This is a genomic window from Pedobacter sp. SYP-B3415 (genome assembly GCF_004138205.1).
Taxonomy (GTDB): Bacteria; Bacteroidota; Bacteroidia; order Sphingobacteriales; family Sphingobacteriaceae; genus Pedobacter.
On sequence record NZ_RXNQ01000004.1, the window covers coordinates 36,301 to 53,830 of the forward strand.

The window sequence follows — 17,530 nt, forward strand, 5'->3', positions numbered from 1 at the left end:
AGATTTGAGATATGAGACCTTTAATAGTATATAGGTATTTGTAGTTCGTATTTAGACAGGGCGCAGAACCCCTCGGCCAGGTAGGGCGATTGAGGATTAGGGCCGAGGTCTTTCATCCTTTATCCTTTTTGGTCTGTCTGCGCAAACTTTCGCCGCTGCCTCTTCGCAGGGGATCCCTCGCCGTCGCGATCCCGGAAAAAAGGGATTACGCAGGCGCCCTTCGGGATGACGGCTTGGGGCAGGGGCCGCGGCCAGCTACGGCTGACGGATTGTGCGCCCAGGTCCTTACTTATGATTCAGTGTTGTCCAGGGAAAGTGGTTTGAAAGTATATAACCCTTCGACTTTCAACAAATGTGAAACTGTGGTATCGGACCGCTCACCGCCGCGGGGCTCCTTCCGAAACCGCAAGCCAAATTGTTTCTGCTGCGAATTGTGCGGTGAGGAATCTCACCTTTGCTTGTTATAAAGTTTTTTCATCAAGGTGACGGCAATGCCCAGCACCAGGGAGATTCCTCCGCATTACACTGCGTTTGGCATGAAGTCAAGGCTGTGAATCTCTTCTTGCATAAAAGCATCAAAAGTCCGACGGCGGCGGGAAAAGGCCCGGATTGCCCTGCTCCAGACATGAAACGGGGTTATGAGCGGTTATGCAATTGTATGTCCCTGTTCCTGATTCGTTATTCCTTATTCGCAAAGAGTTCCTCTCCTTAGTTGTTCTCAACCTCCTTAAGACAGTGCAAGATTTTTAGAACTTTTCTGCGGCGAGAAGATACAAGGCCGGTCCGCACCTATCAGTGGCAGTAATCAGGCAAAACCCACATAGAAACCACCGCCTGTACGTAAAACCCGCAGACATAGCATACAGTGGGACTTGATTCAGAAGATTCAGGCAAATACTGTTTTGAGACTGTTCAGAAGGATCCTATTTCATTCAGCCAATTTTTACCGGACAACAATGACTCATGGTTCATGGTTCCCCTTCAAGTCATCCAGACAGAGCGGAGCGGGCGAGCCTGTCCCGATGGAGCCGGGAAAGGATCTGGCTCGAGATCTTTTTGTTAAATTCTTCGCTACGCTTTGAATGACCCGTGCGGGGATTACAAGTCAGATTCTTCGCTACGCTCTGAATGACCAGAGGGGGAATTACGGTGTGGGGTTCTGCGGTGTGGTCTTTCGTCCTGGTTCTTGTTTCTTTAATCTCGTTGAAGGGCTCCCCGCCCAGACTTAAAACTTAATACCTACAACTTAAAACTTAATACCTACAACTTGAAACTTCACTGATTCATCGCTCGTGGTTCGCCTAGCGGTCAATTAGGGTTTTGCGCCGTGGTCTTCCCTCCTTTTTCCTTTTTCTTTGATCTACATTAGCTTGTCTTTTATCGTTGTTCGTTCTTCTTTGATCGGCGTAAGCAATCTCCTTTCTCATAATCTAGAAAAAACCAGCGCCCGAAGTTATCTCCGCAACGCTGGTCAACCGGCTATGAGCTGCCTGTCTTATACGGTGCTGTTTACCAGCCTACATTCTGAACCAGGTTCGGGTTCTTGTTGATCTCTGCCTGCTGAATCGGCCAGAGGTAATGTTTAGGTGCAACAAATACACGTTTTTCAATGACTACACGTTTGTAGTAATTTTCGTCGGTCAGACTTGTGCCGGCACCGATATTCATGCCATGAATCTCCTTATTGTCAACCTCGGCTGCTGTTTTCCAGCGGTGTGTATCAAAATAACGGTGCGCCTCGAAAGCCAGTTCGATCTGACGCTCATGTCTGATCCGTTCGCGCATGGCCTCTTTGGTTAATCCTTGCGGCAGTCCGGGTAAACCTGAACGGTCGCGGATGGCATTCACATACTTATAGACATCGTTCACCGGTCCGTCGGCTTCATTCAGCGCCTCCGCGTAGTTTAGATACAGTTCCCCTAGCCGGAAATAGATGAATGTGTTCAGAGAGAAAATATTCCCGGGAATGTTCGAGGTCGGGTTTACGTATTTCTTTTGCAGGTAGCCCGAAACACAGTAATCCGAGCCGGTGCGCTGCCGGCCGTCAAGACCTGTAAACCAGAATTGTATTCCCCTGCCCTTCCAGATCGCGCCGTTGTAATTGATGCTGGCATAAAAGCGTGGCTCGCGGTTTACGTACATGTTCCGTATGCCCGCCGGATAATAGTTCTTTGGTCCCGCGGTAGCGGTATGCCCCGTCTCCTGATAACCCGATGCCGGATTTACGATTGGGGTGCCATTGCTGTTATAGCCGGTGATCGGACGCTCGCCATTGGCCATCTCATAGGCATCTACCAATTCCTGAGTCGGACAGAAGATAGAAAAACCACCATAGCCGACCGGGTTTGCACAGCGTTCAAAATGCGAGTTGACCGCGAGGTTTCTTGCAAACAGCACTTCTTTATTGTTTCGTGCTAAAAAGAGCTGCTGGTAATTGTTCACCGGATCATTGTCGGGTGCACGGAACAGGCCGTAACCGTTGGCTTCGCTCTGATCAATACAGGCCCGGGCTGCATTGGCAGCATTGCGCCAGCGTTCAGCATTGAACTGCGGAAAAAGCGACTCTCCATCCTTATTTTTTAACCCGGCATAATCTGGATTTCCATTCCAAAGCGGACTCGCCATGTAAAGCAAGGCCTGCGCCTTCAAGGCAAGACAGGCGACACGGGTGGCGCGGCCAAATTTGTCTGCGGTAACCTGGTAGTCCAGCATCGGTGCCGCCCGGTCGCATTCAGCTGCAATGAACGCGATAACCTGATCAATCGGCGCCCGTTTGATCTTGCTGTAGTCTTCTTCGAGCGTGAAAGTATGGTCGGCAAGGGGAATCGGCCCGTGGATACGCGCCATCATAAAATGATAATACGCGCGAAGAAAGATTGCTTCCCCTTTCCAGTTCATTTTTTCCTTCTCGTCCATCGGAACCTTATCGACGTTATCAATGAAAAGGTTGGTTTTCCTGATGCCCTCATACATGTAACCCCAGATGTCTGGCCAGTAATAATCGGCGCTCCATGCACCCGAGTTCAGCAAATGCGAGTAGGCACCGAGAAAGGTAATTTCCATCTCGTCTGATGCACCCGTAAAGGGATTTCTGGTTGCGTCGTCTGCAGCGTTTGCCATAGTGGGCAGGTTGGCATATGCAGAGGTTAAAAAGGCCTCAGCATACCGCCGTTCACTAAATACCTTGTCAATATTAAGATCTTCATCCGGTGCCTTTTTCAGGTAGTCTTTTTTACAGGCTATGCCAAGCCCAAGCAGGAAAAAGCAGCAGGTAAACCATACAAGCTTTTTTATAAGTTTTTGTTTAACAGTTGCATAAGAACTGTATATCATCTTTTCCATAATCTAAGCATTAAAATGTTAGCTGTAGTCCGCCATTAATGCTGCGCTGCAGCGGATAGCCCCCTGTACCATAATTTGACTCAGGATCAATCACCTTGATATGGTCCCAGGTAATCAGGTTCATCCCGTTCACGAAGGCGCGAACGCTTTCCAGTCCGACCTTTCGCAATCCATTTATTTTAAAACCGTATGCGATCTCTGCGCTCTTCAAACGAACATAAGCACCATTGCGCAGGTACATCGAGTTTGTGCGGTTGTTGTTCGGATTCTCCATCGGCGAGGCGCGCGGGTACCTGGCATCCTGGTTTGCAGGTGTCCAGCGGTTATCATAGTATTCCCGGAGAATGTTGTACGTTCCTTCGCCCATCTGGAAAGGATACATCGACGGTCCGTCGACAAACGTACTCACATTAGCCGCACCCGTAAAGAACAGGCTAAGTTCGAAGCCCTTGTAGCCGATCGTACCACCTGCACCGTAAACGATTTCAGGTGTTCGTGCGTACCCGATTGGCACCCGGTCAAAATCGTCGATAACACCATCGCCGTTTGTATCCTGGTATTTGATATCGCCCGGGCGCACATTAGTCATATATTTTTGCTGGGGACTCGCGTCAATCTCTGCCTGGTCTTTGAAAAATCCAAGCGCCACGAGACCAAGCGGTTGATCAATGCGCTGTCCGACGAACGACTGATAGGCATATTTCGGGATAGGATCATCATTTTTCACGAGGATGCTTCGGGCGTAAGTAAAGGTTCCGCGTACATTGTAAAAGAATGAACTTTTGAAATTCTGTTTGAACTCGAGCATTCCGTCTATACCGTGATTTTTGGCCTCGCCAAGGTTTGCATAAGGAATGGCCCATGGGTAAAAACCTGTAACACGGGGAATGACGCCGCGCTGAATAAGAATGCCGTTTCTCTTTTCTTTAAAGGCGTCTACCTGTAACGTGATGGCCCCATTGAAAAGCTCCAGATCAAGCCCGATATTGGCCTTGTTTGAAACCTCCCAGGTTACGTCCATGTTGCCGATCTGATCTTCATCATAACCCTGGAAAAATGCCTGGTTATCGCCGAAGAAAGTCGACTGACCGCCCTTATTGATGGTTGTGAGAAATAGGAAACGTCTTCCGCCAATGGCGTCGTTACCCACCTGGCCATATGAACCACGAATCTTCAGGTTGTTGATGACACGCGGATTCCAGAATTTCTCATTGCTGACTACCCAGCCCACCGACCCGGAAGGGAAGAATCCGTACTGTTTACCGTCGGGAAAGTTTTCCGAACCGTTGTAGCCCATGTTAAATTCGGCGAGATACCGGTTGTCATATGCATACGTTGCGCGCGCAGCCACACCCTGCCTGCGGTATGGTAAATTGTTTATGGATGAAACGGCGGTTAAATCAATGTATTCCCGTCGGTTATACAGCACCAAACCTGTTAACGTATGTTTTCCGAAGGCGCGGTTATAATTGATGGATGCTTCCTGGTAAATAGCCCGGTTTGCACCGTTATTCAGCCGGTAGCCGATGGCTTGCTCCTCGCGGATGTTCGGGCTGGCATATAAATCCTTTCCGGCGGCATCTTTACCGAGGTACTGCCGGAGCGCATAGGTCTTGAACCGGTCTGTCGATGCCGCATAGCTGTGGTCATAAGCGAAACGCCCTGTCACCGACAGTCCCTGAGTTAGCAGACCAGAAAGATCCCAGCGCGCACCGAAGGTCCCCTGGATGGTGTTCCGGTCCTGACGTGTGTAGCCTGAACGGGTTACGAGACCATACGGGTTGTTCTGCAGGTATGAGGTGGTCCGGCCGGCTATCGTTCCATCGGGGTTTGTCACCGGATAGTTAATAGGGGAAGTGATTTTCAGCGCATCAAAAATAGCCGGTGCTGATGCGCCCGGGTAGTTGCCCTGCTGAATGATACCGCCCACGCCCAGATCGATAGCCAGGGTTTTCGACAGGTTGATGTCAACGTTCGAGCGGTAATTGTAGCGCTGCAGCTGGGCGTTGTTGTTGTAAATGTTGCTCGGATCCTGACGGTAAATACCGTTCTGGAGCGTGTAGCCAACATTTGTATAATATTTCACAACCTCGTTACCACCACTTACGCCAAGATTGTTCAGACTTTGCCAGGTGTTTTTCTTTAAGACCGTATTTGTCCAGTCTACATTCGGATACAGGTATGGATCTGAGCCATCGTAAAATTTGCGAATTTCTTCAGGCGTGTACCTGGCAGCAAGGCCAACGTTACCGCGTGCCTCATTGATCAGGCTGGCGTACTCACCCCCATTGATGTATTCGGGCATACGAAGTGCCGTCAGGGCAGCGGTTTCGCTTCTGAAGATCACCTTGGGCTTACCAAGTGCACCGCGCTTCGTCGTAATAAGGATCACCCCATTTGCACCCTGAACACCATAAACGGCTGTTGCAGAAGCATCTTTGAGCATAGTGAGGCTTTCAACTTCCTGAACGTTTACGGTGTTGATGTCGCGCTGCACACCATCAACCAGGATGAGCGGGCTCCGGTTGGCCCAGGTGCCGAAACCGCGGATAAAGACCTGTCCGCCATCGAAACCAGGTTCACCAGAGGCTTGTCTCGTCACAATTCCCGGCATACTGCCTGCCAGCGCATTCGACAGCGAGGGCGTAGCAATACGCTGGATGTTTTTTATCGGCGCTTCCGACACCGCACCGGTAACCGACACTTTCTTTTGTTTTCCGAAACCAACCACGACAACTTCGTTAAGTTTCTGGTTTTCCTCATCTGCCTCCAGGCGGATCATGATGGTTCGGGCCGTACCAACCACTTGTTCCTTTGGTTTGTAACCAACGTAAGAGACTACCAGAACTTCGTTTTCGTTCTCAATCTCGATGATAAAATTACCATTAAGATCGGTAACCATAGCCCTGGTAGAGTTCTTGACCCGAACATTGGCGCCGGGTAAAGCTTCACCGTTTTCATCAAGGACTTTTCCCTTCAAAACCCAACTGGCGGAAGTGCCCGGAATTTCAGGAGAAGGATGTATTGGTTCATTGTTCCGGACATTTGCCCGGGTGCTGAGCGCGGAAAAAAGGCCGCACATAAACACGAATATATAGGGATGCAGGGACCTGACACAAAAAAGCCAACGGCCTTTGCGTAGAGTTTTTTTCATACATTTAGTTTGGTTAATGTTTAGGCTTGGACAGGCTACAGGTTTTCTCAGGACATGGTAGCCTGCCGCAACGTTAATCAGGTTCCCGGGCCTGGCCCGGGAATTTATGGTTTAGTAGGTTTACTTAAGCATAGGCATCAGATTAAGAGAGACGTACCGGTTTTCCGGCTAACATGACTTTTTTTACAGGTATAGTTCCGTGTACCACCTTCAGACTTGCTTTCCCGTTTTTCAGGGTAACGGTTCCGAAACCGGTGTTGGTAGATAAGAAGCTATTGAAATCGCCCACCTGAGAATCGATGTGCAGCGTTTTATCGACGGCATCGTACCTGGCGCCGGTAAGGGCCTCAAGCATGGCATAACTCGACAGAGCACGCGCGTACCAGTGTCCGCACTCGTATTCGTTAAACGGATTTCTCACCCGGCCGTCATAGCGGTCGCGGCAGGCGCGAACAATATCCAGCCCTTTTTCAACTTCACCAACCAGCATCAGGTGCGATGCCACCTGGTATTCGATGCCGGTCCATACCTCATTGCTGTATACAAACGGAAGCGAAAGCATACCGCCCTTTGGCCACGAGCACAAGAGCAGTCCGCCATCTTCACCAATGGCGAAGGTTGGCCGCTGCGGATTGGCATGCTCACGCAGATCTGGTTTATAATTATACTTATGAACGGCGACCAGGTGACTTTTAATCTTCTGGCTATCGAACGGATCTTTCAGCCCGCAGACGCGCGACATCCAGGCACCCATTACACCATCAGACAGACAGCCGGTTCCGTACTGGTATTTTGGCCCTTCCTTCTGCAGCACCTCAAGTGCTTCAGGCGTATATTGTGTATGAAACGACTGGGCCTTGGTCGGATCGGGTGCCTGCAGATCCTTCCACTGAATTTTTTGCACAAAGTATTCGCCGTCATAGAGTTCGTTTTCGATATAAGTGCGGCCTTTCGCCAACAGGGCCTCGTATTTTCTTACATCTGCATTAACGGCCTTGCCCATGGCCACCAGCGCCTGTGCGGCACCCAGGTAAAAGCTGGTCGCAAAACCGGTCGGGCCCCAGAATTCAATGTCGTAGGTGTTGTGATGCGGTTCCTCAACGATCCCCTTGCCTTTTGGGTCCCAGGTTTTACTGCAGAAATCAAAACTCTGCTTTACTTTCGGATACATGGTTTTTAACCAGGCGTTATCCCCGCTGATGCGCCACTCACGGTAAACTTTCATGATACCGCCCAGCTGTCCGTCGGCTGCCGCGTGAAAATCGTGTTTAACGGGCGTGATGGGCAGGTTTGACCTGAACATCTGGTGTCCCTCTGCATTCTGACTTTCATTGAATTCGGTCTGTCTGAGACTGCGTTCCAAAGCCGGAAAGAGGTGTGATACCGCCTGCGCATAATTCCATACGTGTGTACACGAGCCATGGCAGCTGCCCCAGGTATCTCCGCAGCCCTCCCAGCACCAAAAACGGCCGTCGTACTGGCGCATTACCGTTGGCGACTTCAGAATCGTCAGGTTCGCTGCAACCGCCTCGGTTACCTCATCAGGCAATGAGCTGTCGTAGAACGTATCTGTGAAAAGGCGGGTCTTTTTATAAAGATCGCTGTAACTGTTCTCCCAGTATTTAGCAACTTCCTGAACCGTTTTGAATTTACTGCTGTACCATGGCCGGTGGTATTGCAGGCTCGGGTCTTTATCAATCCGTGCCTGATCATCAGGGTTAACAATTCCCATACGCAGTTTCGTATTTGGGACGTACCAGGACATCATAACACGGATGGTTCGCTGCTGACCTGGTTTGAGGCTGAAAGGAACAAACAGCGACGCACCGGGCGCGTCTTTATCTACCGGCGCAACTTTTTTTGGCTCGGCATCTTGAATGGTGTTCCAGATCATGGTAAGCCCGTCAAACCAGCCGCCTCTGAACCAGCAATGATTTACAATGGCATTGCCGGCATCGGTGAAGATGGCAAATTCTCCCTGTTTCTGGGGATCATTTGTTGTGCCCTCGGCGGCAAGGATAAAGCCGTTGTCTATGCCTGTAATGTAGTTTCTGGTATCAGGCTGCCACATAAAATTGCGGCTGTTGTAAGAAAACAGGTACTCCTCTGTTTTGCTGCCGGTATTGGTAAATGTATATTCCAATGCGCCTACGGGTAAGCTGGCATTGTCTTCATCGTTCGGAATAAATGGGCTCCAGCCCTTAACGGTTGCTTTTACCGGGAAATTTCCATCTTCCAGGGCGATTTCACCAAACGGAAAACGGGCGTTGAAGACTGCGCGTTCAAACCGCGGCAAACCCCATGTTGCACCACCGGTACCACCCAGACCAGAGTCGCGGGCACCGAATTTTTTCCATTCGGGTACCATTCCCTCTACAACGCGTGCACCTTCTTTATGACCTTTTATAGAAATGGCCGCGAACATGGCTGGTTCAAGGAACATCTCCGGATTATGCCGCACGGACGCATGTGAAATTGCACCGGTTCCTTCAAGTGCGATCATACCAGCACCGATCCCGCCAATGGGGAACGCTATGCGGTTATTGAATTCGGCTGAATAAGCCGAATTGTATGCCCGGCCGCTTTTGCTTTTCTGTTGTTTAAGCGATTTGGCAGCAGCGGTTTCGGCTGCATTTGCCGTTCCGCCGGTAAAAAGCAGCGTGGGCGCTGCAGCCACTCCGATTCCGCCAATGGCTACGTTGCGGAGAAACGATCTGCGGTTATTTTTCATTGTTCAATGTTTATTGGTCCATGTGTTTGCGTTTCGCTAAAGGCGCAGAGCGCCTCGTATTTTTTGTACCGCTCCGCGTACATCCGTACACGTTTCGGTTCTGGTTTGTATTCAAGGTCGAAGCCCTTGCCCATCGCCGCCATAGCTTCTTCAACCCGGGGATAAATGCCGGCGGCTGTAGCCGCGAACATGGCAGCGCCAAGAGCACAGGTTTGTTCTGATTGATGAATGCGGATAGGCATACCCATGACGTCGGCAAGCATCTGCATGACGAAGGGCGATTTTTTTGCAATCCCGCCCACACCGATCAGCCCTTTTACTGGAATTCCTTCCGAGATAAAGCGGTCGCTGATCTTGCGGGAACCAAAACATGTCGATTCTACAAGTGCACGGAAGATGCGCGGGGCGTCGCTGCCAAGGCTTAAGCCGCCCACAGACGCCTTAAGCAGTTGGTTGGCATCGGGCGTACGCCGGCCGTTCAGCCAATCGGTCGCAATCTCTGCGTCCGCTTCTGGTTCAAGCTGTTCTGCCTGGCGGCTCAGTTCGGTAAGGATATGATCTGACAGGTCTTTAATCAGTATCCTCGCCTCGTCTGCATTTAACCGGTCTGTTTTTGCCAGCAGATTTTGCAGCGGCCAGGTAAGAAGGTTTTTGAACCAGGCATAGGCATCGCCAAAAGCAGACTGCCCGGCTTCCATACCGATCATACCCGGAATAATGGAGCCCCTCACCTGTCCGCAGATACCGCGAACAAGTGTGTCTTCAACTTCTTTGACGGGCGCAACGAGCATATCGCAGGTTGAGGTTCCGATCACCTTGCTAAGGTGATACGGTTCAATTTCTCCCCCTACCGCCCCCATATGTGCGTCAATTGCCCCGATCCCGACAACCACCTGGGTGGAAAGACCCAGACGCTGTGCCCACTCTTCAGAAAGCCGGCCGGCAGGCTGGTCAGATGTGTAGAGCGTTTTCTGCATACCGGCCGCAAACCCCGAAAGAAGCGGATCCAGCGAAGAAAAAAACGAATCAGGAGGAAACCCCCCGTGTTCGGCGGCCCAGAGACCCTTATGGCCGGCGGCACAAACACCCCGGCGAATCTCTGCCGCGCGCTTTCCACCGGTGAGCAGAAATGGAACCCAGTCGCAGTGCTCTACCCAGGTATGACAGGCTTTGCGCACCGTATCGTCTTGGCGCAGCACGTGCAGTAACTTAGACCAGAACCATTCTGATGAGTAGATACCGCCGGAATAAGCCGTATAATCAGGAATGAGACTACGGGCGTGCCGGTTGATCTCCATGGCTTCTGCAACAGCAGTATGGTCTTTCCAAAGCACAAACATGGCATTCGGGTTGTTCTCAAAAGCACTGAGCAGAGCCAGCGGTGTACCCGATTCATCTGCTGCAACCGGTGTTGAACCTGTTGTGTCTACCGATATTGCGCGGATTTTACTTTGAACGGCAGGACCTGCCTGCAGCAGACATTTTCTGATGGTCTGCTCCAATCCTTCAATATAATCGCGGGGATGCTGGCGGAACTGGTTTTGCGAAGGGTCGCAATATAATCCGTCGGCCCAGCGGGGATACACAAAAACGGCGCTCGACAATTCGGTGCCCGAGTGCGCATCCACGATAATGGAGCGCACTGAATCGGTACCGAAGTCTACACCTATACAAAAATCGTTTGATGTCATTGTTTAATTTTAGTGATGATGAACGGCCATATCTTTCGCCTCTATCTTTTTGCCGATTCCCCAGATGGCGTACCAGGCAATAAAGGCAAAGCAAACCATGGGGATGACGAAGGCGATCGACATACCGAAGTTGTCGCCGATAGCTCCCATGACCGGTGGACAAAAGGCGCCGCCGGCAACGGCCATAACAAGGAATGAGGCACCTTTTTTGGTAAGCGGCCCCAGGTCAAAGACGCCCAGGGCGAAAATGGTCGGAAACATGACCGACATGAAGAAGTAGGTAAGAAACAAAGCGATAACTGATGCCCAGCCCCATTCCATCAGCACGATTCCGACGAGGATCGTGTTCATAACGGCATAAAACCCGAGCAGCCGCTGCGGCAGGATGAATTTCATCATATATGAGCCGGAGAGCCGTCCGATCCAGAAAAGGCCCATCCCTCCTATTGCCAGGATCAGCGAAGCGGCCTGCTCCGGGTTTTTGGGCATAAACACCTCGCCAAACCAACCGAGGTTCTCCATGATACCGGCAACAGGTGTGCGTACATCAGGAATAGTCTCTGTTACATAATTGATGAAAAAGGAGTTGACACCGGTCTGCGCAGCGACATACAAAAACTGGGCGATCACGGCGAGTACAAAGGCCGGATGTTTCAACAGGTTCCGCATAGGCGGATCTTCAGTCACTTCAGTATCGCTGTCTTCTTTGACTTCCGGCAGGCGGATGATCATAAACAATACCGCCACCGCCACCACGACCATGCCGATCATCATATAAGGTTTAAGCAGCGAGTCGAACTTATTCGTCTCAGGCGAACTTTCGGCGCCGAAAATGAACAGGCCGCCCATCAGCGGACCGAGGATCCAGCCAAGACCGTTGAATGATTGCGAGATATTGATACGGCGGGCAGCATATTCTTTTGGTCCGAGGATTGTCGAATACGGGTTTGCCGCCGTCTCGAGGCAAGCCAGTCCGCAGGCCAGGACAAATAGCGCCAGGAGGAATGGCAAAAAAGACGCAATTTTTGCCGCAGGATAGAATAGGAATGCACCAATTGCAAACAGGATCAACCCAAGGATAATTCCGCGCTGGTAGCCGTACCGTTTCATAAAAAGCCCGGCCGGCACGGCCATAGCGAGGTAACCAATGTAAAGCGAAAACTGGATAAATCCGGATTGAGCTTTGGAAACGTGCAGGATATCCTGAAAGTGTTTATCCAATACATCAAGTAAGCCATGGGCAAAACCCCATAGTAAGAAGAGACTGCAGATAAATATAAAAGGGACGACATAGTTTGTTCCGTTTTCTGTACGGAATAAAGAAGCCGGTTTATTTTTTTTCATGTTTCTATTTGTAAAGTGATCCGTAAACCTGACAAGCCCTGTAATCTGAACCTTCGGGATCCATACCGAATGATGCCCATGCCGACGGCCGGAAGATGTTCGCCGGGTCTATGTTGTGCATGTTTACCGGAATGCGCAGCATCGCTGCCATTGTAATCAGATCGGCTCCCATATGACCGAAGCTGATCGCTCCATGGTTTGAGCCCCAGTTTGCCATAACGGCATACACGTCGCGGAAAGCGCCGTTGCCGGTAAGCCTTGGAACAAACCATGTGGTTGGCCAGGTAAAGTCTGTCCTTTTGTCCAGGGTTTCATGAACTTCTTCAGGCAGATCTATGGCCCAGCCTTCAGCAATCTGCAATACCGGCCCGATACCGCGTACCAGGTTGAGACGGCACATGGTTACAGGCATTTCGCCTTTCGTGAGGAACTTTGATGAATAACCGCCGCCTCTGAAATAATCCCGGTTGGCGGGATACCAGGTTGTGGCATCAAGGCAATCGGCAGCTTCCTGTTCGCTGATTTCCCAGAAAGGTTTCATAGCCGGTTTGCCGCCAAGCTGCTGGCGGCCGGAACCATCGAGCGTTGCTGATCCTGAATTGATCAGGTGAATAAAGCCATCCTTGGCCCTGCCGCTGGTTTCCCAGCCGGCAACGCGTTTTACCGCCTCGGGGCTCCAGAAAGTACGCACATCGGCAAAGATTTGTGCCGTGTTGGTAAGCAGATAATTGAAGAGCATAGAAACGCCATTGAGCGCATCGTTTTCGGTTGCAACCATGTAGGGCGCCCGGATGCCGTTCCAATCGAATGATGAGTTCAGTATCGCTTCAGAGAAATCGCCGTTCGGCAAAAAATCCGTCCACTGCCGCTGTCCCTGGAAACCGGATACAATGGCATTGTGTCCGTGAGCCTCCTCACTAAAGCCTATTTCATGCAGCTTATCATTGCCGGTCATCAGGTCCCGGATGATCAGGGTCATCTTAACAACGAACTCCCAGTCGCTGTCTTTCTCCTCGCGGGATTTTATCTTTTCTTCCCGGTTCAGATCCTGACCTTCGCGGCAATTGCTGCGGGTCCATTCAATAGCGCGCTGAAACTCTTCGCGGTCGTATATTTCCTGTTCAATACGGCGCAAGACCTCAGAAGAATCTACATATTCGTTGCGCATACCGAGGTATTGCTGAAAAAAGTCTGGATCGACGATTGAACCGACAATACCCATTGATACCGAGCCAATAGCGAGGTACGACTTGCCGCGCATCATGGCTACAGCGAGTCCCGCTTTGGCAAAGCTAAGCAGCTTGCTTTTTACGTCGTCAGGTATAACAGCGTCGCCCATGTCCTGCACATCGCTGCCGTAGATTCCAAACGCCGGCAAGCCCTTTTGGTTGTGTGCGGCCAGTGTAGCGGCCAGGTAAACGGCGCCTGGTCTCTCGGTTCCGTTAAAGCCCCAGATGGCTTTCGGCGTAACCGGATTCATGTCCATTGTCTCAGATCCATAGCACCAGCAGGGCGTAACAGAAAGTGAGACACCTACATTGTTTGCTTCAAACTTGTCTGCGCAGGCGGCAGCTTCCTTCACGCCACCAATGCAGGTGTCTGCAATGACACATTCTACAGGAGAGCCGTCGGGATACTTCAGGGTGCTGTTGTACAATTCGGCTACAGCCCGGGCCATATTCATTGTGGTATCTTCAAGGGATTCGCGGATACCGCCAAGGCGTCCGTCAATGATCGGGCGAATGCCAATCTTAGGATATTTGCTCATAGAAGGTTTTATGCTATAGGTTGCAGCATGATCGCTGCGTATTATTTTTTGAATGTTTGTTCGATTTGTGAGAGTGATACACCCAGTACCTTTTGTGCGATCGCGTTAAGACCCTGCGCGTCTCCGGTAAAATGGAATACGCTATGCCGGTGTGTCTGTTTTGCACCTGGTTTCAGGAAGGCCGGTGGCGACACGCTTTCGATCTCATAAAATGGTCCCATCTGGCTGCCGTCTGCAAGCGGGCCGTCGTTGTAGGCATTCATGGCATCGCCGCTGTAGGGTTCGCGGTCGGTACGCCACTCCTGGTTCAGATACTTAGCGTTGTTGTCTATGTCAAACAGCGTAATAGTGAGTACTTTGCTGTCTGAAGCATAACTTCCCGCTACATTTTTAACCCGGGCGGGAGGAATACCGAGTTTTCCGCGGGACTTTCCGTCCGCCTTGAAAAACAACACACCATCTTTGAAGCTGATACGGTCTTTCTCGATTTCACCAAAGTAATCGGTTGTGGCTACTTTACCGGCCGCAGATTCTACATACGGAATAACGATGACCGTGCCCGGTGAGGGGCTGAACATATCGAGGCTCCACATACATGGCGCGCCGCTTTGTTCATCCCAGGTATTGCTCCCTTTGTTGATCAGAACATTGGTTGTACGGAATGCTACTGATTTGACACCGGCCGCCGGTTTGATGCCCAGCAGGCCTGGTATGCTTCCGGTCTCTATCACTTCAATATCACGCTCAATGCCCAGCTTGATCGGTGTTCCGGCATAATTCTGAAGTTCCATGTCTTTTCGCAACGAAGCCTTTTTTTCTGTTGAGGCGGTGAGCTGCCAGCTTTCACTGTCAATGCCCGGCGGCGTATGCCAGTTGTCGAAGTCCATCTTCGCTCCGGGTTTGAAGAACAGTGAGAACTTTCCGCCTTCCGGCCCGAGCCATAAGCGGTCTTCACCGCCGTAGGCATTCATGTGCGGATCTACAGGCTGGTCAAACGCTTTGTAATTTACCCAGCCAAAACTTTTGCCGTCCATGCCGTCAGCAGTAGAGGTAAAGACCTTGCCCTGGTATTTAGCAGAAATGATCAGCTGGCCCCGGCCTGAGCTGTCTTTCAATACCACCAGGCTGTCCCTGTCTTTCAGGAAGGTCAGGTCGTAGCCAAAAGTTCCCTTTTCAAATTCGCTCATTGTTTTCTGATCGTTTTCTTTTTTGTTGCCGCTGCAGCTGGCCAGAAAAATGCCCAGCAAGCCGGCGGCAATGGTTTTTGTGTGTAGGTTGTTCATTTATTTTGATTTTGTATAGGTCGGTTTGGTTTTCCGGCTCAGGGGTTGTATTGCACGGTCTGCCCGAGCGAATAGATACTCGAAGCATAATTTACATCCTTATTCCTGGTTCTGCCAAAGAGTTTCACGATAAATCGATAAGTTTTGGTTGCGTTCGGAATATCATATACAAAACTTGCCGGCGACGCTGGTACGGTAAATTCATTAATAACGATGGTTCGAGTCGGACTTATGACCTCGGTAACCTGTATGTTGATACTCAGCGGCTGCTCAATTTCTGCCGGAATGGCGTTCGGTACTGTCCAGCCCAGCGTAATTTTTTGCGCCTGTGTTTTCTGTAAGCTCAAGTTGTTCACAGCCGGCAGGCTGACACCCGGTTTGCTGTACTCGTCTGACTTTTTACAGGCCGCGAAAGCAAGAAACAACAGACAAATGGAAAGATACTTTTTCATGGTCGTCAAATTAATAGCCCGGGTTCTGGGTGTAACTGCCTTGAGAATAATTCATTTGTGGCTGCGGAACAGGCAGGAACTCATCCCGGCCTGCTACAAACCGGCCCTGGCGGTTCCAGGCAAAACGGTCGCCCTCTTTTGAGAAATATGCGTTCATTGTCGGTTCAAGGATTCCCCAGCGCATCAGGTCAAAAAAGCGCCGGCCCTCGTTGGCCAGTTCCAGGCGGTTCTCCCAGATGAGCGCCTGCAGGGCGAACTCTTTTGTCCAGGTGCAGTTTACACCCGGTTTGTAGGTTTCGGCGCGGTAATCCATCCACAGTGTGCCATCTTGTTTTTTCAGCCGGGCTGTGCTGTTGGCAGCACGCGTTCGTATCCTGTTGATGAGCGGTAACGCTTCCTGTTCCCGACCAAGCTGGATCAGTATTTCTGCTTTCCAGAGGATCACTTCTGCATACCGGATTTCCTTTTTGTTCATCGAATTGTAGACAAAGAAGGGTTTGAATACGCAATTACAATCCGGTTGTACCTGCTCTTTAAGCGATTTAAAGTAGCCGTACTGAGCGGCATCACGCGTAGCGGCCTCTTCATATAAAAGCTGATTGTTGTACTTGAACGGATAGCCCGGAATGGCAACGGTATGACTAAGGCGCGGATCAAAACTGTGGCTTTTGAAGTAGGCAACATAGGTATTACCGCGCATCTCGGTGTTGTTGTAATTTACAAAATCAGGCAGCCCGGTATTATCGGTTTTAAATGCGTTGACCAGCGTATGTGAAGGTTTATGAAAATCACAGCAGGCAAAATATGGTGCCCAGTATGGCGCATTCAGTTCATCGCCGCGATTCAGGCGTCCATCAGTTGTGCCGTCATCGATCGAGTACTGTACCTCCCAGAGCGACTCTTTGGTGTTATTGTCATACTCGATCAGGAAATTATTGGCGAAATCAGGTTCGAGGTCGTAAGTCGAGCCGTCTTTTGCCATGATCAGATCAATGTGCGCAAGCGACTTGTTCAGCGTCTCTTTGTTGATGTTTATAACCTGGTGCCGGTCGTCTTTTTCATAAGCGCGAAATAACAGAGCTTTGGCTGCGAAAGCGTGGGCAGCATAGCGCGTAGGCCGGCCTTTCTCGGCCTGGGTTTCGGGCAGCACATTTGCCGCATCTTCGAAATCCTTGATTATTTTGTCCCAAAGCGGCAGATCGTTCTGGTTGGGAACACGGTTTGGCACCCGTGCTACACTGTCTGCATCATTTGGCGTTAGTTCGGTAATGTAGGGCACATATTTCCACCGCAACTTCATTCCGAGGTAAATCCAGCCCCTGATAAATTTCATCTCCGCAACCCGTTGTTCTTTAGCCGGGAACGCGTTCGCATCGATCCTGGAGAGAATGCTTAGCGCCGTGTTTGCACGGCTGATACCGCGATAGCCGGCAAACCAGGGACCGTCGTTGTTTCCGGTGTTTGATGTGACCGGTGCAAACAGCTCCATTTCGTGCCAGGGCGTCTGGTCGTTGAGGCCACCTCCGCCTTTGTATGCGTCGTCTGAACGGACGCTTTGTATCCATGGATTGTGCGTGTCGCCATAGCCCAGCCCCGCCATGTGCGAGTAAGCTGCGATAACAAATTTTTCGATCTGTGCCGGATCCTGCGCCTGCTCTTCAGAAAGCACGCCTTTTGGATTTACTTCAAGGAATTTTTTACAGCCCGCCAATCCTGATATCCCCAATAAAACGAGGATGCATAGTATAAATCTGATATTTTTCAT

9 protein-coding genes are annotated in these 17,530 nt (G+C 50.7%); all 9 read right to left on the reverse strand.

The genetic code is table 11. From position 1 onward, the window contains the following. Positions 1-1,509 precede the first annotated feature (1,509 nt). The 9 genes from EJV45_RS02735 to EJV45_RS02775 all read right to left on the reverse strand — a co-directional run bounded on the left by EJV45_RS02735 (position 1,510) and on the right by EJV45_RS02775 (position 17,530). Positions 1,510-3,342 carry a RagB/SusD family nutrient uptake outer membrane protein gene (locus EJV45_RS02735; protein ID WP_240755173.1) on the reverse strand — a complete coding sequence of 611 codons (1,833 nt, stop codon included), beginning with the start codon at positions 3,340-3,342 and terminating at the stop codon, positions 1,510-1,512. A 10-nt stretch (positions 3,343-3,352) separates the two neighbouring features. Beyond that, the gene (locus tag EJV45_RS02740; protein WP_240755174.1) at positions 3,353-6,496 is read right to left on the reverse strand and encodes a TonB-dependent receptor; all 3,144 of its coding nucleotides are present in this window, start codon (positions 6,494-6,496) and stop codon (positions 3,353-3,355) included. Between the two features lie 142 nt (positions 6,497-6,638). Then, positions 6,639-9,227, reverse strand: coding sequence for a GH116 family glycosyl hydrolase (locus tag EJV45_RS02745; protein WP_129714115.1), 2,589 nt, complete (start codon positions 9,225-9,227; stop codon positions 6,639-6,641). Beyond that, positions 9,224-10,918 (reverse strand): ribulokinase, encoded by a 1,695-nt coding sequence (locus EJV45_RS02750; RefSeq protein ID WP_129714116.1) that lies wholly within the window; start codon positions 10,916-10,918, stop codon positions 9,224-9,226. Before EJV45_RS02750 ends, EJV45_RS02745 begins: the two co-directional genes overlap by 4 nt. A 9-nt stretch (positions 10,919-10,927) precedes the next feature. Beyond that, the gene (gene fucP, locus EJV45_RS02755; RefSeq protein WP_129714117.1) at positions 10,928-12,262 is read right to left on the reverse strand and encodes an L-fucose:H+ symporter permease; all 1,335 of its coding nucleotides are present in this window, start codon (positions 12,260-12,262) and stop codon (positions 10,928-10,930) included. A gap of 4 nt (positions 12,263-12,266) precedes the next feature. Beyond that, positions 12,267-14,030, reverse strand: a complete 1,764-nt coding sequence (locus EJV45_RS02760) for an L-fucose isomerase (RefSeq protein WP_129714118.1) — start codon at positions 14,028-14,030, stop codon at positions 12,267-12,269. A gap of 41 nt (positions 14,031-14,071) precedes the next feature. After that, on the reverse strand, positions 14,072-15,313 hold the full coding sequence (locus EJV45_RS02765; protein ID WP_129714119.1) for a DUF6786 family protein: 1,242 nt from the start codon (positions 15,311-15,313) through the stop codon (positions 14,072-14,074). A gap of 38 nt (positions 15,314-15,351) precedes the next feature. After that, a complete protein-coding gene (locus tag EJV45_RS02770; protein WP_129714120.1) occupies positions 15,352-15,765 on the reverse strand; it encodes a DUF4945 domain-containing protein in 414 nt (137 codons plus the stop codon). A 10-nt stretch (positions 15,766-15,775) separates the two neighbouring features. Then, positions 15,776-17,530, reverse strand: a complete 1,755-nt coding sequence (locus tag EJV45_RS02775) for a RagB/SusD family nutrient uptake outer membrane protein (RefSeq protein ID WP_129714121.1) — start codon at positions 17,528-17,530, stop codon at positions 15,776-15,778.

What these genes read in the sequence shown, in the direction of transcription:
- EJV45_RS02735 (WP_240755173.1), bottom strand. Translation starts at nt 3,342, where the DNA reads ATGGAAAAGATGATATACAGTTCTTATGCAACTGTTAAACAAAAACTT.
- EJV45_RS02775 (WP_129714121.1), bottom strand. Translation starts at nt 17,530, where the DNA reads ATGAAAAATATCAGATTTATACTATGCATCCTCGTTTTATTGGGGATA.
- EJV45_RS02740 (WP_240755174.1), bottom strand. Translation starts at nt 6,496, where the DNA reads ATGAAAAAAACTCTACGCAAAGGCCGTTGGCTTTTTTGTGTCAGGTCC.
- fucP (WP_129714117.1), bottom strand. Translation starts at nt 12,262, where the DNA reads ATGAAAAAAAATAAACCGGCTTCTTTATTCCGTACAGAAAACGGAACA.
- EJV45_RS02760 (WP_129714118.1), bottom strand. Translation starts at nt 14,030, where the DNA reads ATGAGCAAATATCCTAAGATTGGCATTCGCCCGATCATTGACGGACGC.
- EJV45_RS02765 (WP_129714119.1), bottom strand. Translation starts at nt 15,313, where the DNA reads ATGAACAACCTACACACAAAAACCATTGCCGCCGGCTTGCTGGGCATT.
- EJV45_RS02745 (WP_129714115.1), bottom strand. Translation starts at nt 9,227, where the DNA reads ATGAAAAATAACCGCAGATCGTTTCTCCGCAACGTAGCCATTGGCGGA.
- EJV45_RS02770 (WP_129714120.1), bottom strand. Translation starts at nt 15,765, where the DNA reads ATGAAAAAGTATCTTTCCATTTGTCTGTTGTTTCTTGCTTTCGCGGCC.
- EJV45_RS02750 (WP_129714116.1), bottom strand. Translation starts at nt 10,918, where the DNA reads ATGACATCAAACGATTTTTGTATAGGTGTAGACTTCGGTACCGATTCA.